Consider the following 23096-nt stretch of genomic DNA (forward strand, 5'->3'; position numbering starts at 1 on the left):
GGGATCGTCCGTGGGACCTGAAACGTTGCTCGCCGATCATGTCTCCGATGTCAGATGCCGAGCTTGATGACCGCCAGCCATGCATAGCCCCGATAAAGCGTGCGAAACCGGAAGGTTGCGCCGGTTCGCTTAGCTTCCGATTCCAGGACTCCACGCAGGGATGCACGTGGCGTGACGTGGAATTTATTCAGCCATCCGCGTAGCAAGGTGCGGAACCAGCCCGGCAGACCTTCCTGCTGCCCGAAATCGACTATGTGCAGCGAGCCCGTGGGGGCGAGCGCGGCAAGTGCTGCCGAGACCGTCTTCTCCCAGCCCGGGATCATCGACAGCGAATAGGATACGAAGATGCGGTCGAACCGTTCGATGCCATAAAGCGCGCCCGCGTCGAAATCGGTGGCGTCGCCCCTTGCCAGTGTTACGCGATCCGACAGGCCTTCGCGGTCGATCGCCTTGCCGGCCGTCTCCAGCATTTCGGCCGAAATATCGAGCCCGAAGAACCGCGCATCGGGATAGCCGCGGGCGGCCAGGATGATGTTGCGGCCGGTGCCACAGCCAAGTTCCAACACGGTACCGCCCGGCGGCAGGTCCAGTCCCGCGATCAGCCGGTCGCGGCCGAGCAGGTAGTATTTGCGGGTCAGGTCATAGATGTGGCGCTGCCAGCGGTAGACGCCGTCCATCAGTTCGGCGTGGCTGGCCGGCAGCTCCGTCGTGCTCATGCCGCGCGCTTCACATAGAGGTGGAAGCCGCCATAGATGGCCGAGCGGTCGCGGGCCGAGAATTCGCGCGATGCTTCATCCTGATAGTCCCACTGATCGAGCAGCGAGGTCGAGACGCGCCCCGGCAGCAGACTGGGCTCGGCGGCGGTGCGGAAGATGACGCGGGCCCCGGCGGAGGCGGTGCGGGTGATCTCCGACCACAGCGCGTTGAGCTGGTCGTCGGTCATCCAGTCCTGTGCGTCGAGCAGGATGAAGCGGTCGACGGCGCCTGCATCCTTGCCGGCGAGGAATTCGATCAGGTTGGCGTGATGGATGGCGACGCGGTCGATATTGCCGCGGATGGTCTCGTAGTTGCGCTTTTCCAGATAGGCGGGCAAGGCGGCCTCGCCGGGCTCGGGATAGCGGCGCGCAAAGGCTTGCCAGGCGAAATAATTGTTTTCCAAGGGGAAATCACAGGCGAGTTTTTCCAACCGGGCCTTCAGAACGCTGGCCATGGTGCCGTCACCGGAAGTGATCAGCGAATCATACTGCGCCGGCGGGATGCCGAGACCGAACAGGGAAGCTTTTCGCGAGGTCGCCCATTTCAGAAGCTTCTTGTCGAAAACCGGCGCCAGCTCCTCGTTGAAGAAGCGGCGCTGTTCGCCGATGTTCCTGGCTTCCATCATGCGGGCCGGGTTGACGCCGAAGAATTTCGCCGTGCGGTGGCCCATGGCGATGAACAGGCCGAGCAGGCCGGTCTGGTAGAAATTGCGGTCGAAAACGCCGATGCGCCTGTTGCCACGCCAGTTGCGGCGCTCCCAATAGTGGCGGCTGACCGGATCGAGATGCGGGGCGATGAAGCGGTCGTAGGCCTCGGAATTGTGGCTTGTGTCCGCTGCACCGAAGAAGCGGAAGAGATCGCCCTGCGAAGGCAGATGGCGCACCGCCTCCAGCTTCATGCGGTTCAGCGCGATGTGGGCAGCGTTGAGGTCGACGGCGTCGATCCGTCCCGGCGAGCGGGTGAGGTATGCCAGGATGTTGCAGCCGCCCGAGGCGATGGTGACGACGCGGTGACCCTGGCCAAGCTGCATCGCGTCCATGTCGACGTCGGGGTCTTCCCAGATCTGCGGATAGACGAGGCCGGAAAACAGGAAGGCGAACAATCGCTCGGAGATCCCGGCTTTCGAAAGCGGGCGGTTCTGGTAGACGGCTTTTCCAACTTCCTTGCCGCGGCGAAAAACCAGATCCGAGGAGACGTCCGTCATAGCAATGTGATTCCCCATTTGCTTTGGCGCAAGCGGGTAACGCAGGCTGATGACAGGCCGGTGACAGCCTGTTGACGCCTTCTTTACAGTCTACCAAATCCCCCCGGCGTCGGCGTGGTCACAATGACAGCCTCGCCAGCATCGAGCACGGTCTGGTCGCAAGCCTTCAGCATGTCGACCGTGCCGTCGTTGCGGCGCACCTTGGTCGAGCCGACCTCGCCGTCGCCGCCGCCGTCCAGTCCTTGCGGCGGGCGGTTGCGGTGCGAGGACAGGATCGCGCATTCCATCTTCTCGAGGAAGCGGATGGCGCGTTTGGTGCCGTCGCCGGCATTCCATTTGCCCTTGCCGCCGGATCCCTGGCGGATGTGAAAATCCTCCAACACCACCGGAAAGCGCAGCTCCAGCACTTCCGGGTCGGTGAGGCGCGAATTGGTCATGTGGGTGTGCACACCCGAGGTGCCGGCAAAGCCGCGGCCGGAGTTCATATGGCCGGCCGGCGAGCCGGAGCAGATCGTCTCGTAGTACTGGTACTTCTTGTTGCCGAAGGTCAGATTGTTCATCGTTCCCTGCGCATTGGCCATCGCACCCATGGCGCCAAACAGCGCGTTGGTGACGTGCTGCGAAGTCTCGACATTGCCGGCGACGACGGCGGCAGGGTAGGTGGGCTTGAGCATGCAGCCATCAGGAATGACGATGTTGATTGGTCTGAGGCACCCGGCATTCATCGGGATCATGTCCTCGACCATGACGCGGAAGGCGTAGAGCACGGCGGCACGAGCGACCGGCTCGGGCGCGTTGAAATTGTTCTTCTCCACCTTCGACGTGCCGGTGAAGTCGACGGTCGCTTCGCGCTTTTGCCTGTCGACCGATATCTTGACCTTGATCATCTGGCCGGTATCGGTCGGATATTCATACTCCGACGTGTCCGGCAGCCGCTCCAGCACGCGGCGCACGCTTTCGGCGGCATTGTCCTGGACATGGCCCATATAGGCTTCGACGACATCAAGGCCGAAATGCCCCACCATCTTGCGAAGTTCCGCCACACCCTTCTCGTTGGCGGCAATCTGCGCCTTCAGGTCGGCAATGTTCTGGTGCGGGTTGCGGGCGGGGTAGCGGTGGTCGGTGAGCAGCGTATGCAGCTCCGTCTCGCGGAATTTTCCGCGGTCGACGATGCGGAAATTGTCGAACAACACGCCTTCCTCGTCGACCGTGGTGGCGAGCGGCGTCATCGAGCCCGGAGCGGTGCCGCCAATGTCGGCATGGTGGCCGCGCGAGGCTGCCCAGAAGAGGATGTTTTTCTGGGCATCGTCGAAGACCGGCGTCACCACGGTGATGTCTGGCAGATGCGTGCCGCCATTATAGGGGGCGTTCAAGGCAAAGACGTCGCCGGGGTGGATGTCGCCGGAGTTCAGCCGGATGATGGTTTCGACCGACCGATCCATGGAGCCGAGATGCACCGGCATGTGCGGCGCATTGGCGACCAGCGCCCCGGTATGGTCGAAGACGGCGCAGGAAAAATCCAGCCTTTCCTTGATGTTGACGGAATAGGCGGTGTTCTGCAGCGTCACGCCCATTTGCTCGGCGATGGACATGAAGAGATTGTTGAAGACTTCGAGCATCACCGGATCGGCTTGCGTGCCAAGGGCAGCGGCGCGCGCTTTCTTTTCCGTGCGGCGTATGACGACGTGATTGAGGTTGGTGATTTCGGCCTGCCAGCCCGGCTCGACGACGATGGTCTGGTTCGGCTCGATGATCAGAGCGGGGCCGGCGACCAGATTGGACGGTCCGAGGTTCTCGCGACGGTAGACGCCGGCTTCATGCCACTGGCCCTCCGTGTAGATACGCCGGGTCTCGGAAGAGGCTGACTTGACCCTTCCCGGTCCGGCGGGCGCATAGGCTTCGGCGGTCGTCTGGCCGGCTTCGGTGCCTTCGACGCCGACCGTCTCGACGATCATCGGTTTGTCGTCATAGACGAAACCGAATTGCGCCTTGTGGGCGATTTCGAAATCGCGCCTGGCCTGGAAGATCGAGTCTGCCTCGAAATTCACCGGCAGTGCCGTGTCGGTGCCGTCATAGCGAATGTGCAGTACCGGCCTGGTGGCGACCGAGTCCTCGGCGATGCCTTGCGCCCCCAACTCCGCGATCACGGCCTTTTTCAAGGTGGCGATGAGGCCGCCGATTTCCGTTCTGGATTCCTCGGCAAGCGGCTTCAGCAGCGCCTGCTGGCGCGAGGCAAAGACCGAGGCCAGGCCGATGCCATAGGCCGACAGCAGGCCGGAGAAGGGATGGATCAGCACCGCCTCCATGCCGAGCGCGTCGGCGACCAGGCAGGCGTGCTGGCCGCCGGCGCCGCCGAAACAGTTCAGGAGATATTCGGTGACATCGTAGCCGCGCTGCACGGAAATCTTCTTGATCGCATTGGCCATGTTCTCGACCGCGATGGTGACGAAGCCTTCGGCGACCGCTTCCGGCGAGCGGCCGTCACCGATCCCGGCGGCAAGAGCCGCGAATTTCGCGCGCACGGTTTCGGCATCGAGCGGCGCGTCCTGGCCGGGACCGAAGATCGACGGGAAGAAATCGGGCCGCAGCTTGCCCAGCATGACGTTGGCATCGGTGACGGCCAGCGGACCGCCGCGCCGGTAGGCGGCGGGGCCGGGATTGGCGCCCGCGGAGTCCGGTCCGACACGGAAACGGCCGGCCTCGTAATGCAGGATCGAGCCGCCGCCGGCGGCGACGGTGTGGATTCGCATCATCGGCGCGCGGACGCGCACGCCGGCGACTTCGGTATCGAAGGCACGTTCATACTCGCCGTCATAGTGGGCGACGTCCGTTGACGTGCCGCCCATGTCGAAGCCGATGACCTTGTCGAAACCGGCGAGCCTCGCCGTCTCGACCATGCCGACGACGCCGCCGGCCGGGCCCGACAGCAGCGCGTCCTTGCCCTGGAACATGTCGGCGGCGGTGAGGCCGCCGGAAGACATCATGAACATCAGGCGAGGGGATTCGTCGTTTTCTCCCGCCGCGCCCAGGTCTCCCGCCACCCTTTGTACGTAGCGTGAGAGGATGGGCGACAGATAGGCGTCGACCACGGCAGTGTCGCCGCGGCCGACCAGCTTGATCAGCGGCGAGACCTCGTGGCTGACCGAGACCTGGCCGAAGCCAAGCTTGCGGCAGACCTTGGCCACCGCCTTCTCGTGATCGGGATATTTCCAGGCATGCATGAAGACGATTGCAACGGCGTCGATGCCATCGGCCTTCGCTTGTTCTATGGCCGGCCGGCAAGCCGATATGTCGAGCAGCCGTTCGACGCAGCCATCGGCGAGCACGCGCTCGTCGATCTCGATGACGCGCTCGTAGAGTTGCTCGGGAAGAATGATCTCCTTGGCGAAGATGTCGGGTCGCGCCTGATAGGCGATCCTGAGCGCGTCGCGAAACCCCTTGGTGATGAGCAACAACACACGGTCGCCCTTGCGCTCCAGAAGGGCGTTCGTGGCCACCGTGGTTCCCATCTTGATGTCGCCGATCAGGCCGGACGGGATCGTGGCGTCCGTTTCAAGGTCGAGCAGGTCGCGAATGCCCTGGATCGCGGCATCGGCATAGGCTTCGGGATTCTCAGACAGCAGCTTGCGCGGATGCAGCCCGCCTTGCGGGTCACGGCCGATAACATCGGTGAAAGTGCCGCCGCGATCGATCCAGAAATCCCATTTCGCGGTCATGCGGCTGTCTCCGGTATTCCGTTTCTGGTGTCGTTGTTAAAGCGCCGAAGCGCCGGCAGCAACGTCGCCTGCATGCTATTGATGTTACAGGTGGAAACGCAACGTTACGAAACCCATGGCCACTTAGGGCATTTCCTCTTCGACCGTTCACCGCAATGTGAGCGTGTGTTGAAGGAGAGATGTTATGAAAAAGCTCATTCTTGCGTCGGTATCGGCGCTTACATTGTTTGGCGTCGCGGCCTGCAGCGACAGCGGCACCGACAAGACCACGACCCAGAGCACCAATCCGCCGCCTGCCGAGCAGCCGATGAAGCCCGCGGCCCCGGCTGACAAGTCGACCAAGCCTGCCGAGCCGGCTCCGGCAACGCCAGCTCCTGCGCCCGCGCAGTAGTTTGTAGCCAGTACGTGTCTTGGGAGAAAGGCCGGCTTTATGCCGGCCTTTTCTCGTGGAGACCACCATCGGGACCGGCAATCGCCTTTTCGTGCACTTGCCCGGCAGCGGCCGTTATTGGCTTGATAGCGGGGACCGGTTGGCTTTATGAAGCTGGCCATGTCGATTTGGGACCGCCTCGGCGACTTCATCACGCGGGTTTCATCTTCGACCACGTCTGGCGTCGCCGACGTGGTCGAGGCTGTGCGCACGGTTTTTTCCGGCGACGCCGACTTGCGCCGCCGCGTCGCCTTCTCGGTTGCGATGATCGCGCTTTCGGCCAAGATGGCCAAGGCCGACGGCATCGTCACCCAGGATGAGGTGCGAGCCTTCCAGGAAATCTTCGAAGTGCCGCCGAAAGAGACGCGCAACGTTGCGCGGCTGTTCCATCTCGCCCAGCGGGACGTGGCCGGTTTCGAAACCTATGCTGAGCGCATGGCGCAACTCTGCGGCTCCGGGCACTCCAATTGCGTGATGCTGGAAGACATACTCGACGGCCTGTTCCATATCGCCAAGGCCGATGGGCTGGTGCATGAGCGCGAAGGCATCTTCCTGCACCGTATAGCAGAGATCTTCCGCATCGATGAGACGCACTACGAATCGATCATGGCACGGCACGTCAACCTTGGCGCCGGCGACCCCTATGTCGTGCTCGGCATAGAGCGCGGCAAGCCGTTCGAAGAGGTCAGAAAACGCTATCGCAAGCTGGTGTCGGACAACCATCCGGACCGGCTGATCGCGCGAGGCCTGCCGCAGGAATTCATCAAGATCGCGACGACCAGGGTCGCGGCGATCAACGCCGCTTACGAGATGATCGAGCGGGGCCTGCGGCACGCATGAGACTTCCTGTGTCAACCTGTTGTGAGCAAGAAGCTAGCGGCGGGGTGTTTGTTGGGGTCGTAGGATGTGCCGTCCTGCCATGCGCGCCAGAGGATTCTGAGCCAGGCTCTGGCGAGGATGCGAACGGCATGAGGGTGTCTGCATCCTCGCTCTCTGGCGTCGTGATAGACCTTGGCAGCCCAGGGGCTGGCATGGCGGGAGTTGTCGGCGAAGCAGGTGAGCGCCGCGCGCAGTCGCTTGTTGCAGGCCCATCGCCATGTAACGGCGCGGGATTTACCGCTCTGGTAGGTGACTGGTGCGACGCCGGCCTCGGCGGCCAGGTGTTCCTGGCTCTGGAAGCGGTCCCGCACGTCGCCCAGCTCGGCGGTGATCTGTGCAGCGCAGATCTTTCCGGCGCGCGGAAAGGACATGACGATCTTTCCTTCGGGCAGTTCGGCAACGGCATGTTCGATGCGGCTGGAGAGCTTGCCGATCTGGGCGACGAGGCTTTCGAGAGTAACGGCGATGGCACGTACGAGTTCACCCTTGGCGTCGGCCTCAGCTTCAGCGGCCATTGTGGCGGGAGCCGCGCGCAGCCGGCCGAGCACATCGGCAACACTACGCCGGCCGCAATACTGGTTCTGGGCAAGGAAGGCAGCCATGCGCTTCTCACCCAAGCGGCTGGCGCTTTCGGGTGTGGGATAGCGCTGGAGGAAGGCCAGTGCGATCGGGCTTGCGATGTCGGCGAACAAACCGGCGGCGCCAGGCCAGAAGCTTTCGAGCAAGGCGCGCAGCTGGTTGGCGAGGACGAGTCTTGTGGCGACGAGATCGTCACGGCCACGCACCAGCGCGCGCAGTGCCTTGATGGCATCGGATTGCGGCTTGAGCGGGGTCAGCCGGTGCCCGTCGGTGCGCAGGATGTCGGCAAGGATGTAGGCGTCACCAGGATCGCTCTTGGCGGCGACGGCGCGATAGCGCGGCCGGCACGCCTTGACGACATTGGGATGGACCGGCGTGACGACGAAGCCGGCATCGACCAGCGCGTCGACGAGCAACCCGCTAGGCCGTTCGATGGCGATCGGCGTCTCGCCGGGTGGCCCATGCCGTCGCAAACGCGCGACGAGATCGGCAAGCCCATCGCGGTCATGGGCCACGACAAAATGGTCGAGGACCTTACCGGCGGCGTCGACGACACAGACGGCATGGCTCGAGCCGCCCCAGTCGAGTCCGACGAAAATGGTCATGGATGCACCTCACTGAACTGGAGTATGGTGCCCGGTGCCGGGAGCCCTCACGGGTTGCTCATCAATCGGCGCTCTGGACCCATCTTGGTCGAAGTGTCTGTGGCGCATCTTCCTGTAGCCCGTCTGTGGCTCTCGGCCACCGAAACGCTGCAAGTCTCATGCGGGCCCTCATCGGGCAAGCGACATAGGCAGTCGTCACGGTGGCGCGGGACCAACGCCCAATCAGCTCCTAAACTGATTCAACGCAATCGTGAGGTTGCCTGATGAGCGGCTTCCTGCCCGACGAGCCGAGCGCCGAGGTCAGGGTATCGCCGAATTTCGGGCCAAGGCGCGACGCGCAGAAACCCGACATGATCGTGCTGCACTATACGGGCATGGCAACCGGTGCCGGGGCCGAAGCCTGGCTGTGTGATCCGGCGAGTGAAGTCTCGTCGCACTATCTCGTCCATGAGAATGGCCACATCGTGCAGATGGTCCGGGAAAGCGACCGCGCCTGGCACGCCGGCCAGAGTTCCTGGTTCGGACGCACCGACATCAATTCCTGCTCGGTCGGCATCGAAATAGTCAATCCGGGCCACTCACTGGGCTATCCCAGCTTTCCGAAACGTCAGATCACGGCGGTCATCGAGCTGTGCAAGGGGATTGCCGCGCGGCATGCGATCGTCGCCGAGCGGGTGCTGGCTCACTCCGACGTGGCGCCCGGTCGCAAGATCGACCCAGGCGAGAAGTTTCCATGGGCCGCGCTGTTCAAGGCCGGTGTCGGCCATCTCGTGCCAGCCGCTCCCCTCAGGCGCGGAACCGCGCTGAAGCCTGGCGACCGCGGCGCCGATGTCGAGACACTGCAGTCGATGCTGTCGCTCTATGGCTATGGTGTCGAGATATCGGGCCTTTTCGATGATCGGACACGGGTCGTCGTAGAGGCCTTCCAGCGGCATTTCCGGCCGCGCCGGATCGACGGAGTTGCCGACGGCTCGACGATGCGCACGCTGCAGAAGCTGCTTGCTTCCATCCGGAATTGACCCTGGGGCAATTCCTGATCCAAGTAATCCTCCCTGGTCATAAAGTTACAAACTGTCACTTAAAGTGACTTGCCTCGCCTTCATTGGCGCCAAATCGGGCCTCAAAGGGCTTTTCGTACAGTTTGTCGGACGTCCAGCCCCCCGGGTGTTCCGATATTGATCAAGCGATGCCACGCGAAAATCTTCGCGCGGTCCCAACAGAACAGGATCACATGCAGAAATTGACCGTTTTAACGGCAGCTCTTGCTGCCGGGGTAATGAGTTTTGCCTTCAGTGCAGCCGACGCCGCGCCATTCAGCCCACGGGCCGACCAGGGCTTCGTCGCGGCATCCGCCAAAGGCAAGGTCATTTCGGCCAAAAGCAGCAAGAGTGCGAAGGCGACGACGAAGCAGGCTTCCGCGAAAGTGGAAAAGGCAAGCTGGACCAAGGCAAGGAAATCCTCTGCCAAGAGGCAGAGGAAGCGCGGCCGCAAAACCGTGGACATGACGACGACGGCATCGATCGGCCTCGGCAACGTCGCCGCGGCGACGGCGGCAGTGACGAGCGGCGGCCAGTATTCCGCGATTGTCGCCCGCTATGCGGCGAGCTACGGGGTTCCGGTGTCGCTGGCCGATGCCGTCATCAAGATCGAGAGCAACTACCGGCCGAACCTGGTCGGTGGCGCCGGCGAGATCGGCCTGATGCAGATCAAGCCGGCAACCGCGCGCATGATGGGTTACAGCGGCTCGGCCAAGGGCCTGTTCGATCCCGACACCAACATCAAATATGGCATGAAGTACCTCGCCATGGCACGCGACCTCGGGGGCGGCACGACCTGCGGCACGATCCTGAAATACAATGCCGGCCATGGCGCCACCCGGATGAACCCGGTTTCGGCGGCTTACTGCAGCAAGGTCAAGGTTCAGTTGGCGGCTGTCGGCGCGCCGGCTTGACAAGAACCGGTTACTGCCGGCTTTTTCGGTTGCGTTTTGTGGTGTGAACCCCTTTATACGCCCTGCCAGCTGGCCGGGCGGCCGCACCCGCAAACGCCGAAAGGCCGCGGGTGAGGAAAGTCCGGGCTCCATGGAGACACGGTGCCGGTTAATGGCCGGCGGGGGCGACCCCAGGGAAAGTGCCACAGAAAGCAAACCGCCCCGACTTTGTCGGGGTAAGGGTGAAAGGGTGGGGTAAGAGCCCACCGCGCGACTGGCAACAGGAGCGGCACGGTAAACCCCACCGGGAGCAAGACCGAATAGGGGCGGTGCGAGGGGAAACCCTCGAGGGCTGTTTCCGGCTCACCGTCCGGGTAGGTTGCGTGAGGCGCATGGCAACATGCGCCCAAGATGAATGGCCGCCACGTTCTCGCCTCGCAAGGGGCGAGGGCCATACAAAACCCGGCTTACAGGCTGGCTGGCAATTTTCTCCACGATATATGGATTGAGTCTTTCGATATCAGAAGGTTACGCCCTTGGGCGCAACTTCTGATTCAAGGGCGCGGCGCTATTTTGCATCGCCACGTGACAGAGTTCTCCACCGACTTTCTTGAAGCTGGTGCGATTAAATCGTACCATCATGGCTCATACATCGGGAGCGTATCATGGGTCAGGTCGACAAACGCAGCATCACGCTTTCGCCAGAACTGGCGCGGGCGGTCGACGATGTGGTCGCGGCAGGAGAATACGCCTCGGCGAGCGAGGTGATCCGCGACGCATTGAGGCAATGGAAAGACCGCCGCGACCTGATGGGCTACACGGTCGAGGAACTGCGCAAGCTGGTGCAGGAGGGGATCGACAGCGGGCTTGCGCAAGACGGCCAGCCAATCATGGAACGATTGCGCGCGAAATACCTGAAGATGGCCGAGGCCAAAGGCTTTCAGGAGTGAAATACCGACTGCTTCCTCAAGCCACCGTCGATCTCGAAAGCATTGGCGACTACATTGCCAGCCATGACCCGCGCGCTGCTGTTCGCCTCGTAGATGCGCTGGAAAGACGTTGGGATTTGCTGACCTTGCATCCTTTTTCAGGTGCGCCACGCGACGACATAGCGCCGGGTATCCGCCATCTGATTGTCGGCGAATATGTCACCTTGTACCGGGTCGGCGGTGATGCGATCGAAATTCTTCGCGTGCTGCATGGTCGCCGCAACATCGAAGCCGATGACCTCGGCTCGTAATCGATTTGTCAGCCACTGATCCTGTCCAGCGAGGCCTCGATCGCGTTCCAGAGTTCTTCCACGGGCTCACAGCCGACCGACAGGCGCACGAAGCCAGCCGGAACCGCGTCGCCTCGCTTAAGCCGCCGCTCGGCCGAGGTGTGGACGCCACCGAAGGAGGTCGCGGCCTGCATCAGGCTGCAATTGTTGATGAAATCCTCGGCTTTCTGCTCGGAAGCGAGTTCGAAGGAGATGAGGAAGCCGAAGCGCTCCATCTGGGCGCGGGCCAGATTGTGCGAGGGATCTCCTTCCAGTCCGGGATAGCGCAGGCCGGTGATCGCGCGATGCCCCTGCAGCCGCCTTGCGATCACCTCGGCTGACGAACACATGCGGTCGAAGCGCACGTCCAATGTTTCCAGGCCGCGATGCACCAGCCAGGCTTCGAACGGCCCGGGGATGCTGCCCGAGACCTCGCGCCAGCCGGTCACGGCGGCGATGATATCCGCATTGCGGCTGGCGACATGGCCGAACAACACGTCGGAATGGCCGTTGGGCGCCTTGGTGTCGGCAGCGACAACGATATCGGCGCCGTGATCGAGAGGGCGCTGGCCGAAGGGCGTCATCGTCGTGTTGTCGACCACCAGCAGCGCGCCGGCCTTGTGAACGGCTTCGGCGACAGCGGCGATGTCGCAGATGTCCAGCCCCGGATTAGCGGGCGTTTCGACGAAGGCCAGGCGGTAACCAGCGAAGCCGCCATCGAGGAAGGTCGATGTCGGCCTGACATCGTGGGTGACGCCGAGCGGCTTCAGGAAACGATCGGCCAGCGCCCTGGTGGTGTGATAGCCGTCCGAAGGCAGCAGGATATGGTCGCCGGCCTTGAGTACGGCAAAAAATGCCGCCGAGATCGCCGCCATCCCCGAGGGAAAACCGACGCAAGGCGCGTCTTCCAAATGGGACAACATGTGTTCGACGGCATCCCAGGTCGGGTTGCTGAAGCGACCGTACTGGTTGAAGCCGGTGGCATCGCCCGGTGCATGGAAGATGGCGGCCATGGTCAGGGGCAGGGGAATGGAATCGCCCACGGCAAACCCGCTGCGACGCAAATGGGGCAGGGCTGCAGCGCGCGACTTCGCAGTTTCAGGCATCGATTTCAAATCCCTTGGCGATCGGTGAGATAGACGAGACGCTATGCCCGGCCGCGGCTCGCGGCAAGGCGCCTCAAGTTGGGCCAGGCAGGCTCTAAACGGTTCGTTAGGCTTAATAGACCATAAAGACGAGACGTGCTGTCAAAGCCCCTCCAGTCGGCGTGATGCGCGTGTTTGAGAAGCCTATTCCCGTTGACGCCCATAGTGCCCCATGATATCCCATCCAGACATCAAAGCCTTCGTTCCGCGTCAGGGTAAAGCGTACGCCAATCGGGCAGCCGCGGCGGCTGCGCGTTTGCCGGTTTTCGCCCGTGTGGACGAGGTGGGTGCGGGGCAGGCAACGCGCGGCGGTGGCGCGTGCGACACGACGAAGAGGGGTGCGGCGGCGCAAGCGGCTGCAACGTGTGATGGACCGGTTTCTGTCGAACACGGTGAGCAGGATCGATGCGAAGGGGCGGGTGTCCGTTCCTGCGCATTTTCGTGCCGTGGTGCAGAAGCGCGGCTATTCGGAACTCTATGCGCTGCGCTGCCTGGACCTGCCGGCGATGGATGTCGGCGGGCTAGACCTGCTCGACCGCTACGAGCAGCGCATCGCGCGGGAAGACCCGTTCCTGCAGACGGCGGACGACATGTCGTTCTTCTGCCATGGCGACGGCGCATTCCTGAAACTCGACCAGGACGGCCGTATCACCATGACCGACTTCATTCGCGAGCATGCCGGCATCTCTGCGGAAGTGGCCTTTGTCGGGCGCGGCAATTTCTTTCAGATCTGGGAGCCGGGGCGGCTTGCGGCCTATGGGGCGCAGGCGCGGGCCAGGCTTTTGCAGCTTCGGCAGGGGACGAAGGCTCACGAGGCCAAGGCTGGGGAGCGACCGGAATGACGGTGGGCCACGGCGATGATATCAACGCCGTTGGCGGATCGGTCCGCCACATTCCGGTCCTCCTTGGCGAAGTGCTGGAAGCGCTGGCGCCGGTGGAAGGCGACATCATCATCGACGGTACGTTCGGCGCCGGCGGCTACACCAAGGCCATCCTGGCCGCGGGCGCGTCCGTGGTTGCCATCGACCGTGATCCCGATGCCATAGCGGCCGGCCGCGACCTCGAGGCGCGGTCCGGGGGCCGGCTGAAGCTCGTGCAGGTGCCGTTCTCGACGCTCGACGAACACATCGAAAGCGCCGATGGCATCGTGCTCGACATCGGCGTCTCCTCGATGCAGCTCGACCAGGCCGAGCGCGGCTTTTCCTTCCGCAACGACGGACCGCTCGACATGCGCATGGCGCAAGCGGGACTGAGCGCCGCCGATGTCGTCAACAGTTTCAAGCCGGGCGACCTTGCCCGCATCTTCGGCTTCCTTGGCGAGGAGCGCCATGCCGGACGCATCGCCCGCATGATCGAGGCGCGCCGGGAAAAACGGCCGTTCGAGCGCACGCTGGAGCTTGCCGACGCGATCGAGACGCATATCGGCCGCGCGCCGAAGGACAAGATCCATCCGGCGACGCGAGTCTTCCAGGCGCTGCGCATCCTCGTCAATGACGAGCTCGGCGAATTGGCCAAGGCGCTGTTCGCGGCCGAACGCGCGCTGAAGCCAGGCGGACGCCTTGTCGTGGTGACGTTCCATTCGCTGGAAGACCGCATCGTCAAGCGCTTCATCGCCGACCGCTCCGACGCCATGACCGGCTCGCGCCACATGCCGGAGGCGCAGGCCCGCACCGCGACCTTCCGCAAGGCTGGTGGCGGTGTGACGGCAGGCGATGCCGAGGTCGCGGCCAACCCGCGCGCCCGTTCGGCCAGGCTGCGTGCCGCGATCCGCACCGAGGCGCCGGCGCGCAGCGGCGATTTTTCGATCTTCGGCCTTCCAAAACTTCCCGGCATCGACCGGCCGGGGGAGAGGTAAGCACGTGTTTCGTACCAGCGATATCATCCTGATCGCCGTCATGGTTTCGGCCGCCGCCCTGACCTACAAGGCCAAGCGCGAGGCCGAGGACCAGTTGACGGCCGTGCAGAAAATCCATGCCGAGATACGCTACGAGGAAGACACGATCGACCTGCTCAAGGCCGACTGGAGCCTGCTCACCCAGCCGTCGCGGCTGCAAAAGCTGGCAGAGCTCTACAAATCGCAGCTCGCACTGGAGCCGGTCAGTGCCCGGCAGATCGTGGGCCTGGGCGACCTGCCGGCCAAGGCGCTCGACATCCAGGACATCCTGAATGGGCGCCAGGGCGCCATGGCCGACAATTCCGACAAGGCGCCCTCGGGCGACAAGGATCCCGTCGTGACCGGAGACATCGCCCAATGATCGGCAAACTGCTGAAGCGCTTCGCCGCGGTAGGCCGCGCCAGGACTGGCGGGGACGGGTCGATCGTGGTCGAAGGCGCCCGCAAGGCGACCGGCGGCAAGGGCAAGGCGCGCATCGTGATGACGATGGCGGTGTTCTTCGGCATCTTCTCTACCATATCGGGGCGGCTGGTCTATCTCGGTTTCCAGACACCGGACCTGTCGGGCGGCCCGCAGAGCCGGGTGACCGCGTCACGCCCGGATATTGTCGATCGCAACGGCGAGGTGCTGGCCACCGACATCAAGACGGCGTCGCTGTTCGCCGAGCCGCGCCGCATCGTCGATGCCGACGAGGCGATCGAGAAGCTGTCGACGGTGCTGCCCGAAATCGACTACGAGCAGACCTATCACAAGCTGAAGAGCGGCGCAGGCTTCGTCTGGCTGCAGCGGCAGCTGACGCCCAAGCAGCAGGCCGACATCATGCAGCTCGGCATTCCCGGCTTCGGCTTCCGCACCGAAAAGCGCCGTTTCTATCCGAGCGGCGAAACCTCATCCTACGTTGTCGGCCTGACCAACATCGACAACCAGGGCATCTCCGGCATGGAGAAATATATCGATGAGCAGGGACTGAGCGACCTGCAGGCATCGGGCCTGGCGGTGGCGAAGGATCTCAGGCCGGTGAAGCTTTCGATCGATCTGCGCGTCCAGCATGTGGTGCGCGACGAGATCGCCGCCGGCCTGGAGCGCTATCGCGCCATCGGCGCCGGCGCAGTCGTGCTCAACGTCAAGACCGGCGAAGTGGTGGCCATGGCCTCGGTGCCGGATTTTGATCCGAACAACCCCTATAATGCACAGGAAAAGGACCGGCTGAACCGGATGTCGGCGGGCCTTTATGAGATGGGGTCGACCTTCAAGAGCTTCACCTCGGCCATGGCGCTCGATTCCGGCAAGGCGACGATGTCAAGCCGCTTCGACGCTTCGCATCCAATCCGGGTCGGTCATCAGGCCATTCACGATTTCCACGGCAAGAACCGTGTGCTGTCGTTGCCGGAGGTGTTCCTCTATTCGTCCAACATCGGGTCGGCCAGGGAGGCCGAACTGGTCGGCATCGAGGCGCACCGTGAATTCCTGCATCGTCTGGGTATTCTGGAAAGGATGCAGACCGAGTTGCCGGAAGTCGCGCGTCCGACTGAACCGAAGGTCTGGAAACAGGTGAATTCGTTCACGATCGCCTTCGGCCATGGCGTGTCGACGACACCGCTGCAGGCGGCTGTCGGCTGCGCGGCGTTGATGAATGGCGGCTTCCTGATGAACCCTACCTTCCTAGTACGTACTCAGCAGGAAGCCATGGCCACCGCCAAGAGGGTTGTGAGCGAAAAGACCGTCGAGGGCATGCGCTACCTCTATTCGCTCAATGCCGAGAAGGGGTCGGCCAGAAACGCCCGGGTTCCCGGCTACCGCGTCGGCGGCAAGACCGGAACGGCCGAGAAGGTCATCAACGGCCGTTACTCGAAGGAGTTGAATTTCAACACGTTTGTCGCCGCATTCCCGATGGACGATCCGCAATATCTGGTGTTCACGATCGCCGACGCCCCGCATCCCGAAAAGCCCGGGATGACGGACGTCGCGGCCAACAATGCGGGGGTGATGGCCGGCAATATTATCAGGCGTGCAGCGGCCATGCTTGGCGTGAAGCCAGATTTCAGCCATGAAAATGGTGCAACGCTGGTTTCCTATCAGTGATTCTTGGGGCGCGCCGGCAACTGCGCGCTATTTTGTTGCGGTGAACGGGACTCGATGAAGCTCAAAGATCTAGCCGGTATCCTGCCAGTCGAAGGAACAGCTTCCGCCGATCTGGAGGTTACCGGCATCTCGTCGGATTCCCGCCAGGTAAAACCCGGCGTCGTCTTTTTCGCGCTTGCCGGAACCAAGGCCGATGGCGCGAGCTACGCCGCCGATGCGGCCCGGCGTGGCGCTGCCGCGATCGTCGCGGACAAAGCCCTTGCCGATCTGCCGGTTCCGGTGCTGGCGGTCGATGATCCGCGCCTGGCACTGGCGTTGAGTGCCGCCCGCTATTTCGGCAGACAGCCGCAAACCATGGTCGCCGTGACCGGTACCAGCGGCAAGACGTCGGTCGCCGCCTTCACCAGGCAGATATGGGAGCAGGCGGGATACGCAGCCGCCTCGATCGGCACCACCGGCGTGGTCGCGCCCGGCCGCAACGAATATGGTTCGCTGACGACACCCGATCCGGTCGCCCTGCACCAGTTGCTGAGGGAATTGGCCGATGCCGGCGTCACCCACGCCTCGATGGAGGCCTCCAGCCACGGGCTCGACCAGCGCCGCCTCGACGGGGTGAAGCTCTCGGCTGGCGGCTTCACCAATCTCGGCCGCGACCACATGGATTACCATCCGACGATCGAGAATTATCATCGCGCCAAATTGCGCCTGTTCGATACGCTGCTGCCGAAGGGTGCACCCGCTGTCGTCTTCGCCGACGACCCGTGGTCGGAACCGACGATAAAGGCGGCGCGGGCCGCCGGGCTGGACGTGCTGACGGTCGGCCGCCATGGCGACTTCCTCAGGCTGAAGCGGGTCGAGCATGAGCGTCATCGCCAGCGCGCCGAGGTCGAGGCCAACGGTGTGATCCACGAGATCGACCTGCCGCTCGCCGGCGATTTCCAGATCGCGAATGCGCTGGTTTCGGCGGGGCTTGCCATTTCCACCGGAACATCTGTCGCAAAGGCCTTGGCTGCATTGGAGAAATTGAAAGGCGCGCCGGGCCGGCTCGACCTGGTCGGAACCACGGCGAGCGGCGCGCCGGTCTATGTCGATTACGCCCACAAGCCCGATGCGCTGGAGAATGTTCTGGCCTCGGTGCGTCCGTTCACCACCGGGCGCGTGATGGTCGTGTTCGGCTGCGGCGGCGACCGTGACCGGGGGAAGCGAGCGATCATGGGCGAGATCGCGACACGTCTTGCCGATGTCGTCATCGTCACCGACGACAATCCGCGCTCCGAAGTGCCCGAAACCATCCGCGCTGCCATTCTTGCCGCCGCGCCCGGCGCCATCGAGATCGGCGACCGGCGCAAGGCAATCCACGAGGCTGTCGGCATGCTGCATGCCGGCGACACGCTGATCGTGGCCGGCAAGGGCCATGAGGAAGGCCAGACGATCGGCTCGGAAACCCTGCATTTCTCCGACCACGAGGAAGTGCGCGCCGCGCTCAGGGAGCGTGCCGCATGAGTTTGCTGTGGACTTCGGAAGCGCTGGTTGCCGCCACGGACGGGCGGCCGCTCGGCCCCATGCCCGCAGGCATATCGGGCATTTCGATCGACAGCCGCAGCCTGCAGCCGGGCGAGGCTTTCTTTGCCATCAAGGGCGAGGCGATGGACGGCCATGATTTCGTCACCGCGGCCATCAAGGCCGGCGCCGGCGTGCTGGTGGTGGCGGAAGGCAAGCTGCCGTCTCTCGGCCGGTTGACCGCGCCGATCATCGTCGTCGAGGACGTGCTGGTTGCGCTGGAAAAGCTCGGTGTCGCGGCGCGCGCCCGCTCGCAGGCCAAGATTATCGCGGTGACCGGCTCCGCGGGCAAGACCACGACCAAGGAGGCGCTTCGCCACGTGCTTTCGGCCGTCGGCAAGGTGCATGCCTCGGCGCAGTCCTTCAACAATCATTGGGGCGTGCCATTGACCCTGGCGCGCATGCCCGCCGATTGCGACTATGCCGTGTTCGAGATCGGCATGAACCATCCCGACGAGATCCGGCCGCTGGTGAAGATGGTGCGGCCGCATGTCGCCATCGTCACCATGATCGCGGCCGCGCACCTTGGTTTCTTTCGCAATCTGGACGAGATCGCCAAGGCCAAGGCCGAGATTTTCGAAGGGCTGGAGCCTGGCGGTGCCGCGGTCCTCAACCGCGACGATGCGCGTTTCAAGCTGCTGGACAAGATGGCACAGGCTGCCGGCGTCGAGCATGTCTATGGCTTCGGCGAGAATGCGCGCTCGACCTTCAAGCTGGCCAAGTGCGAGTTGCATGCCGACCATTCCGACATCGCCGCCAGGATCGGCGGTCACGATATGATCGCTCGTATCGGAGCTCCCGGCCGGCACATGGTGCAGAACGTGTTGGCGGTGCTTGGTGCCGCGCATCTGGTCGGCGCCGATCTCGACAAGGTGGCATTGGCGCTGGCCGATCTGTCGGCCGAGCGCGGGCGCGGCAAACGCCATGTGCTGCGGCACCTCGGTGGCTCGACTTCGAGCCAACCCGGTGGCTCGATCACGCTGATCGACGAAAGCTACAACGCCAATCCGGCCTCGATGGCGGCCGCCATGGCGCTGCTCAACGCGACGCCGGTGACGGGCGAGGGCCGACGCATCGCCGTGCTTGGCGACATGCTCGAACTCGGCGACCATTCGGCCAAGCTGCATGCCGCTCTTGCCGATCTCATCGTCGGCACGGGCACGCGGACAGTCTTTCTAGGCGGGCCGGAAATGCGGGCGCTGGCGGAAGCGCTGCCGGGCGACATCAGCACGGAGTACCGCGCCGGCGTCGAGGAGTTGAAGCCGGTGCTGCTCGCCGCGCTGAAGCCGGGCGACGTGGTGATGATCAAATCGTCGAAGGGCATCGGTTTTGCAAAACTGGTCGATGCGCTGCTGGGCAAATTCCCGGCCGAGACGACAACAAGCAACCAGACCTAGTCGGGGACGAAAAGCGCATGTTCACACTGCTGGTCGATTTCGCGGACAAGGTCTCCGTCTTCAACGTCTTCCGCTACATCACGTTCCGCACCGGCGGGGCGCTGATCACCTCGGCGCTGATCGTTTTCATCTTCGGGCCGACCATCATCAATTCGCTGCGGCTCAGGCAAGGCAAGGGCCAACCGATCCGCGCCGACGGGCCGCAGACGCATTTCAAGAAGGCGGGCACGCCGACGATGGGCGGACTGATGATCCTGTCCGGCATCATCGGCTCGTCGCTTTTATGGGCGAACCTGTCGAGCATCTATGTCTGGGTGGTGCTTTTGGTGACAATCGGCTTCGGTTCGATCGGCTTTTATGACGACTATCTGAAGGTGACCAAGCAGTCGCATCTCGGCTTCTCCGGCAAGGCGCGGCTTGCGTTGGAATTCGTTATCGCCGGCATCGCCGCCTGGGTGATCATGCACAATGGCCAGGCGCCGTTCTCGTCGTCGCTGACATTCCCCTTCGCCAAGGAATTCATCATCAACCTCGGCTGGTTCTTCGTTCCGTTCTCCTGCTTCGTCATCGTCGGTGCCGGCAATGCGGTGAACCTGACCGACGGCCTCGACGGCCTGGCGATCGTGCCGATCATGATCGCGGCGGCGTCCTTCGGCGTCATCGCCTATCTCTCGGGCAATGCGGTGTTCGCCGAATACCTGCAGATCCATTTCGTGCCCGGCACCGGTGAACTGGCGGTCGTGCTTGGCGCGGTCATCGGCGCCGGCCTCGGCTTCCTCTGGTTCAACGCGCCGCCGGCGGCGATCTTCATGGGCGACACCGGGTCACTGGCCATGGGCGGCCTGATCGGCACGGTCGCGGTCGCCACCAAGCACGAGATCGTGCTGGTCATCGTCGGTGGCCTGTTCGTGGTCGAGATCTTCTCGGTCATCATCCAGGTCGGCTACTTCAAGATGACCGGAAAGCGCGTTTTCCTGATGGCGCCGATCCATCATCATTTCGAAAAGCTCGGCTGGACCGAAAGCCAGGTGGTGATCCGCTTCTGGATCATCGCCGTCATCCTGGCGCTGGTCGGCCTCTCCACTCTCAAACTGAGATAGGCCGCCATTTGATCCCCGCCGCATCCTTCGCAGGCAAGCGTGTTTCGCTCTTCGGGCTCGGCGGCTCGGGGATCGCCACGGCGCGCGCGCTGATCGAGGGCGGCGCCGAGGTGCTGGCCTGGGACGACAATCCCGACAGCGTCGCAAAGGCGGCCGCCACCGGTATCGCCACCGGCGATCTGCGTGGCGCCGACTGGGCCGGCTTTTCCGCCTTCGTGCTGTCGCCCGGCGTGCCGCTGACCCATCCCAAGCCGCACTGGACCGTGGAACTGGCGCGTGGGGCGGGCGTCGAGGTCATCGGCGATATCGAGCTGTTCTGCAGGGAGCGGACGCAGCGTGCGCCGGATGCTCCCTTCATCGCCATCACCGGCACCAACGGCAAGTCGACGACGACCGCACTGACGGCGCATATCCTTCAAGCTTCCGGGCGCGACATGCAGATGGGCGGCAATATCGGCCGCGCGGTGATGACGCTCGATCCGCCGAAGCCCGACCGGCACTATGTGGTCGAATGCTCGTCCTACCAGATCGACCTTGCGCCCTCGATCAATCCGACGGCCGGCATCCTGCTCAATCTGACGCCGGACCATCTCGACCGCCACGGCACCATGCAGCACTACGCTTCGATCAAGGAGCGGCTGGTGGCGGGCAGCGACACGGCGATCATCGGCATCGACGATTCCTGGTGCGCGCAGATCGCCGAGCGGCTGGAGCGGGCGGGGCGGCAGGTCATCCGCATTTCCAAGCGCCTGCCGCTGACCGACGGCTATTTCGCCGACGGTACCGATCTGATGGAGGCGGTGCATGGCCGCTACAGCCGGGTCGCCTTCCTCGAAGGCATCGGCTCGCTGCGCGGCCAGCACAATGCGCAGAACGCGCTGGCCGCCGTCGCCGCCTGCCTCAAGGTCGGGCTCGACCTCGGCGAGATACAGTCCGGACTGGAAAGCTTCCCGGGTCTCGCCCATCGCATGGAGCAGGTCGGCCGCAAGGACCATGTGCTGTTCGTCAACGATTCCAAGGCGACCAATGCCGATGCCGCGGCACCCGCGCTGTCCAGCTTCAGCCGCATTTACTGGATCGCCGGCGGCCTGCCCAAGGAAGGCGGCATCGAGCCGCTGCGCGGCTTCTTCCCGCGCATCGCCAAGGCCTATCTGATCGGCGAAGCCGCACCCGCCTTTTCGGCGACGCTCGGCGAGGCCGTGCCCTACGAGATTTCGGGCACCCTGGCGGCCGCTGTCGAGCATGCCGCGCATGACGCGGCCAAAGACGACGGCGGCGAGGCGGTGGTGCTGTTGTCGCCGGCCTGCGCCAGTTTCGACCAGTTCAAGAATTTCGAGGTCCGTGGCGAAGCCTTCAGGCAAGCTGCGAGCGCTATAGATGGTGTCAAACCCATCGGAGGGGCACGATAATGCAGAGCCGTCTCGACAAAAGTCCGGTCGCAACCTGGTGGTGGACCATCGATCGCTGGTTCCTGGCGGCGTTCCTGTCGCTGATGGGGCTCGGCATCGTATTATCCTTCGCGGCAAGCCCCGCGGTCGCCGAACGCATCGGCCTCGACAGTTTCCATTTCGCCACCCGGCAGATCATCTTCACCGTCCCGGCACTCGGCGTGATGCTGGCGGTCTCCTTCCTCGATTCCAGGCAGATCCGGCGCATGTCGCTGATCATGCTGTGCCTCATGCTGGTGCTGATGGTGGCGGTGCTCTATGTCGGCGTCGAGGTGAAGGGCGCGCGCCGCTGGGTGTCGCTCGCCGGCCTGTCGATCCAGCCTTCGGAATTCCTCAAACCGGCCTTCGTCATCATGTGCGCCTGGCTGTTCGCCGAACACAAGCGCCAGCCCGACATTCCCGGCAATCTGTTCGCCATGCTGCTGCTGGTGCTGGTCGTGTCGTTGCTGGTGGCGCAGCCGGACCTCGGCCAGACCATGCTGACCACCGGCACCTGGGGCATCATGTTCTTCATGGCGGGGCTGCCATGGCTTTGGATCATCGTTCTGGGCGCCGCCGGCGTCGGCGGCGTCTTCGCAGCCTATACGGTGTTTCCGCACGTCGCGCTGCGTATCGACAAGTTCCTCACCGGTGAAGGCGACACGTTCCAGGTCGATATGGGCCGCGATGCGCTGATCAATGGCGGCTGGTTCGGCGTCGGGCCCGGCGAGGGCACCGTCAAGCGGGTCATCCCCGACAGCCATGCCGACTTCGTCTTCTCGGTCGCGGGCGAGGAATTCGGGCTGATCATGTGCTTCTTCATCATGTCGATCTTCGCCTTCATCGTGCTGCGCGGCCTCAATACGGCGCTGAAGGAACATGACGACTTCACCCGTTACGCGGTCGGCGGTCTGGTCACCGTGTTCGGCCTGCAAGCCGTCATCAACATGTGCGTCAACCTGCAGCTTGTGCCGGCCAAGGGCATGACGCTGCCCTTCATCTCCTACGGCGGCTCCTCGCAGATCGCCATCGCCATCTCGATGGGGATGGTGCTGGCGCTGACGCGCAAGCGGCCGGAAAAGCGCAAGCAGATGGGCTTTACCCTGCCGCAGCGCGCCATGCCGGCGGAGTGAC

Annotated in this window: 20 protein-coding genes and 1 other RNA gene; 16 read left to right on the forward strand and 5 right to left on the reverse strand. The window is 63.7% G+C overall.

The window, feature by feature from the left end; translation table 11 throughout:
- Positions 1–50 precede the first annotated feature (50 nt).
- From FJ970_RS15180 to FJ970_RS15190, 3 genes are all read right to left on the reverse strand, one after another.
- Positions 51–716: a class I SAM-dependent methyltransferase gene (locus tag FJ970_RS15180; protein WP_140758978.1), complete on the reverse strand. Its 666-nt coding sequence runs from the start codon at positions 714–716 to the stop codon at positions 51–53.
- Positions 713–1960 (reverse strand): DUF3419 family protein, encoded by a 1248-nt coding sequence (locus tag FJ970_RS15185; RefSeq protein ID WP_227792138.1) that lies wholly within the window; start codon positions 1958–1960, stop codon positions 713–715. Before FJ970_RS15185 ends, FJ970_RS15180 begins: the two co-directional genes overlap by 4 nt.
- Before the next feature lie 83 nt (positions 1961–2043).
- The gene (locus FJ970_RS15190; RefSeq protein WP_140758976.1) at positions 2044–5676 is read right to left on the reverse strand and encodes a hydantoinase B/oxoprolinase family protein; all 3633 of its coding nucleotides are present in this window, start codon (positions 5674–5676) and stop codon (positions 2044–2046) included.
- 184 nt (positions 5677–5860) lie between these two features.
- Between FJ970_RS15190 and FJ970_RS15195 the strand changes: the two genes are divergently transcribed.
- Positions 5861–6067, forward strand: a complete 207-nt coding sequence (locus tag FJ970_RS15195; RefSeq protein WP_140758975.1) for a hypothetical protein — start codon at positions 5861–5863, stop codon at positions 6065–6067.
- Positions 6068–6226: 159 nt separating this feature from the next.
- The gene (locus FJ970_RS15200) at positions 6227–6946 is read left to right on the forward strand and encodes a J domain-containing protein (RefSeq protein WP_140758974.1); all 720 of its coding nucleotides are present in this window, start codon (positions 6227–6229) and stop codon (positions 6944–6946) included.
- 11 nt (positions 6947–6957) lie between these two features.
- Here the strand turns inward: FJ970_RS15200 and FJ970_RS15205 are convergent, their stop codons facing one another.
- Entirely contained in the window at positions 6958–8169 is a 1212-nt protein-coding gene (locus tag FJ970_RS15205) for an IS110 family transposase (RefSeq protein ID WP_140765949.1), read from the reverse strand.
- Between the two features lie 263 nt (positions 8170–8432).
- On the opposite strand from FJ970_RS15205, the gene FJ970_RS15210 reads away from it, so the two are divergent.
- The 5 genes from FJ970_RS15210 to FJ970_RS15230 all read left to right on the forward strand — a co-directional run bounded on the left by FJ970_RS15210 (position 8433) and on the right by FJ970_RS15230 (position 11339).
- On the forward strand, positions 8433–9188 hold the full coding sequence (locus FJ970_RS15210) for an N-acetylmuramoyl-L-alanine amidase (protein WP_140758170.1): 756 nt from the start codon (positions 8433–8435) through the stop codon (positions 9186–9188).
- Between the two features lie 212 nt (positions 9189–9400).
- A complete protein-coding gene (locus FJ970_RS15215; protein WP_140758169.1) occupies positions 9401–10120 on the forward strand; it encodes a lytic transglycosylase domain-containing protein in 720 nt (239 codons plus the stop codon).
- A gap of 65 nt (positions 10121–10185) precedes the next feature.
- Positions 10186–10585, forward strand: an RNA gene (gene rnpB / locus FJ970_RS15220) — RNase P RNA component class A.
- 179 nt (positions 10586–10764) lie between these two features.
- A complete protein-coding gene (locus FJ970_RS15225) occupies positions 10765–11049 on the forward strand; it encodes a type II toxin-antitoxin system ParD family antitoxin (RefSeq protein WP_140758168.1) in 285 nt (94 codons plus the stop codon).
- Positions 11046–11339, forward strand: coding sequence for a type II toxin-antitoxin system RelE/ParE family toxin (locus tag FJ970_RS15230; protein ID WP_140758167.1), 294 nt, complete (start codon positions 11046–11048; stop codon positions 11337–11339). Before FJ970_RS15225 ends, FJ970_RS15230 begins: the two co-directional genes overlap by 4 nt.
- 8 nt (positions 11340–11347) lie before the next feature.
- On the opposite strand, the gene FJ970_RS15235 is transcribed toward FJ970_RS15230, so the two are convergent.
- Positions 11348–12463 (reverse strand): cystathionine gamma-lyase, encoded by a 1116-nt coding sequence (locus tag FJ970_RS15235; protein WP_140758166.1) that lies wholly within the window; start codon positions 12461–12463, stop codon positions 11348–11350.
- Between the two features lie 407 nt (positions 12464–12870).
- On the opposite strand from FJ970_RS15235, the gene mraZ reads away from it, so the two are divergent.
- The 9 genes from mraZ to ftsW are packed head-to-tail and all read left to right on the forward strand — an operon-like array spanning position 12871 to position 23095.
- Positions 12871–13344, forward strand: a complete 474-nt coding sequence (gene mraZ, locus FJ970_RS15240; protein WP_140758165.1) for a division/cell wall cluster transcriptional repressor MraZ — start codon at positions 12871–12873, stop codon at positions 13342–13344.
- A complete protein-coding gene (gene rsmH, locus FJ970_RS15245) occupies positions 13341–14357 on the forward strand; it encodes a 16S rRNA (cytosine(1402)-N(4))-methyltransferase RsmH (protein ID WP_140758164.1) in 1017 nt (338 codons plus the stop codon). The genes mraZ and rsmH overlap by 4 nt, the downstream gene beginning before the upstream one ends.
- 4 nt (positions 14358–14361) lie before the next feature.
- Complete coding sequence (locus FJ970_RS15250) at positions 14362–14757, forward strand: hypothetical protein (protein WP_140758163.1); 396 nt, start codon at positions 14362–14364, stop codon at positions 14755–14757.
- The gene (locus FJ970_RS15255) at positions 14754–16478 is read left to right on the forward strand and encodes a peptidoglycan D,D-transpeptidase FtsI family protein (protein ID WP_140758162.1); all 1725 of its coding nucleotides are present in this window, start codon (positions 14754–14756) and stop codon (positions 16476–16478) included. Before FJ970_RS15250 ends, FJ970_RS15255 begins: the two co-directional genes overlap by 4 nt.
- Positions 16479–16532: 54 nt before the next feature.
- The gene (locus FJ970_RS15260; RefSeq protein WP_140758161.1) at positions 16533–17981 is read left to right on the forward strand and encodes a UDP-N-acetylmuramoyl-L-alanyl-D-glutamate--2,6-diaminopimelate ligase; all 1449 of its coding nucleotides are present in this window, start codon (positions 16533–16535) and stop codon (positions 17979–17981) included.
- Positions 17978–19435 carry a UDP-N-acetylmuramoylalanyl-D-glutamyl-2,6-diaminopimelate--D-alanyl-D-alanine ligase gene (locus FJ970_RS15265; protein ID WP_140758160.1) on the forward strand — a complete coding sequence of 486 codons (1458 nt, stop codon included), beginning with the start codon at positions 17978–17980 and terminating at the stop codon, positions 19433–19435. The genes FJ970_RS15260 and FJ970_RS15265 overlap by 4 nt, the downstream gene beginning before the upstream one ends.
- 17 nt (positions 19436–19452) lie before the next feature.
- Positions 19453–20535, forward strand: a complete 1083-nt coding sequence (gene mraY / locus FJ970_RS15270) for a phospho-N-acetylmuramoyl-pentapeptide-transferase (RefSeq protein ID WP_140758159.1) — start codon at positions 19453–19455, stop codon at positions 20533–20535.
- Positions 20536–20543: 8 nt separating this feature from the next.
- The gene (gene murD / locus FJ970_RS15275) at positions 20544–21944 is read left to right on the forward strand and encodes a UDP-N-acetylmuramoyl-L-alanine--D-glutamate ligase (RefSeq protein WP_140758158.1); all 1401 of its coding nucleotides are present in this window, start codon (positions 20544–20546) and stop codon (positions 21942–21944) included.
- Positions 21944–23095, forward strand: a complete 1152-nt coding sequence (gene ftsW, locus FJ970_RS15280) for a putative lipid II flippase FtsW (RefSeq protein ID WP_015317209.1) — start codon at positions 21944–21946, stop codon at positions 23093–23095. Before murD ends, ftsW begins: the two co-directional genes overlap by 1 nt.
- Position 23096 lies beyond the last annotated feature (1 nt).

Origin of the sequence: Mesorhizobium sp. B2-1-8 (assembly GCF_006442545.2) — a bacterium.
GTDB lineage: Bacteria > Pseudomonadota > Alphaproteobacteria > Rhizobiales > Rhizobiaceae > Mesorhizobium.

Coding starts and splice junctions, on each gene's coding strand:
- FJ970_RS15180 (WP_140758978.1), bottom strand. CDS start 716: ATGAGCACGACGGAGCTGCCGGCCAGCCACGCCGAACTGATGGACGGC.
- FJ970_RS15185 (WP_227792138.1), bottom strand. CDS start 1,960: ATGACGGACGTCTCCTCGGATCTGGTTTTTCGCCGCGGCAAGGAAGTT.
- FJ970_RS15190 (WP_140758976.1), bottom strand. CDS start 5,676: ATGACCGCGAAATGGGATTTCTGGATCGATCGCGGCGGCACTTTCACC.
- FJ970_RS15195 (WP_140758975.1), top strand. CDS start 5,861: ATGAAAAAGCTCATTCTTGCGTCGGTATCGGCGCTTACATTGTTTGGC.
- FJ970_RS15200 (WP_140758974.1), top strand. CDS start 6,227: ATGTCGATTTGGGACCGCCTCGGCGACTTCATCACGCGGGTTTCATCT.
- FJ970_RS15205 (WP_140765949.1), bottom strand. CDS start 8,169: ATGACCATTTTCGTCGGACTCGACTGGGGCGGCTCGAGCCATGCCGTC.
- FJ970_RS15210 (WP_140758170.1), top strand. CDS start 8,433: ATGAGCGGCTTCCTGCCCGACGAGCCGAGCGCCGAGGTCAGGGTATCG.
- FJ970_RS15215 (WP_140758169.1), top strand. CDS start 9,401: ATGCAGAAATTGACCGTTTTAACGGCAGCTCTTGCTGCCGGGGTAATG.
- FJ970_RS15225 (WP_140758168.1), top strand. CDS start 10,765: ATGGGTCAGGTCGACAAACGCAGCATCACGCTTTCGCCAGAACTGGCG.
- FJ970_RS15235 (WP_140758166.1), bottom strand. CDS start 12,463: ATGCCTGAAACTGCGAAGTCGCGCGCTGCAGCCCTGCCCCATTTGCGT.
- mraZ (WP_140758165.1), top strand. CDS start 12,871: ATGGACCGGTTTCTGTCGAACACGGTGAGCAGGATCGATGCGAAGGGG.
- rsmH (WP_140758164.1), top strand. CDS start 13,341: ATGACGGTGGGCCACGGCGATGATATCAACGCCGTTGGCGGATCGGTC.
- FJ970_RS15255 (WP_140758162.1), top strand. CDS start 14,754: ATGATCGGCAAACTGCTGAAGCGCTTCGCCGCGGTAGGCCGCGCCAGG.
- FJ970_RS15260 (WP_140758161.1), top strand. CDS start 16,533: ATGAAGCTCAAAGATCTAGCCGGTATCCTGCCAGTCGAAGGAACAGCT.
- FJ970_RS15265 (WP_140758160.1), top strand. CDS start 17,978: ATGAGTTTGCTGTGGACTTCGGAAGCGCTGGTTGCCGCCACGGACGGG.
- mraY (WP_140758159.1), top strand. CDS start 19,453: ATGTTCACACTGCTGGTCGATTTCGCGGACAAGGTCTCCGTCTTCAAC.
- ftsW (WP_015317209.1), top strand. CDS start 21,944: ATGCAGAGCCGTCTCGACAAAAGTCCGGTCGCAACCTGGTGGTGGACC.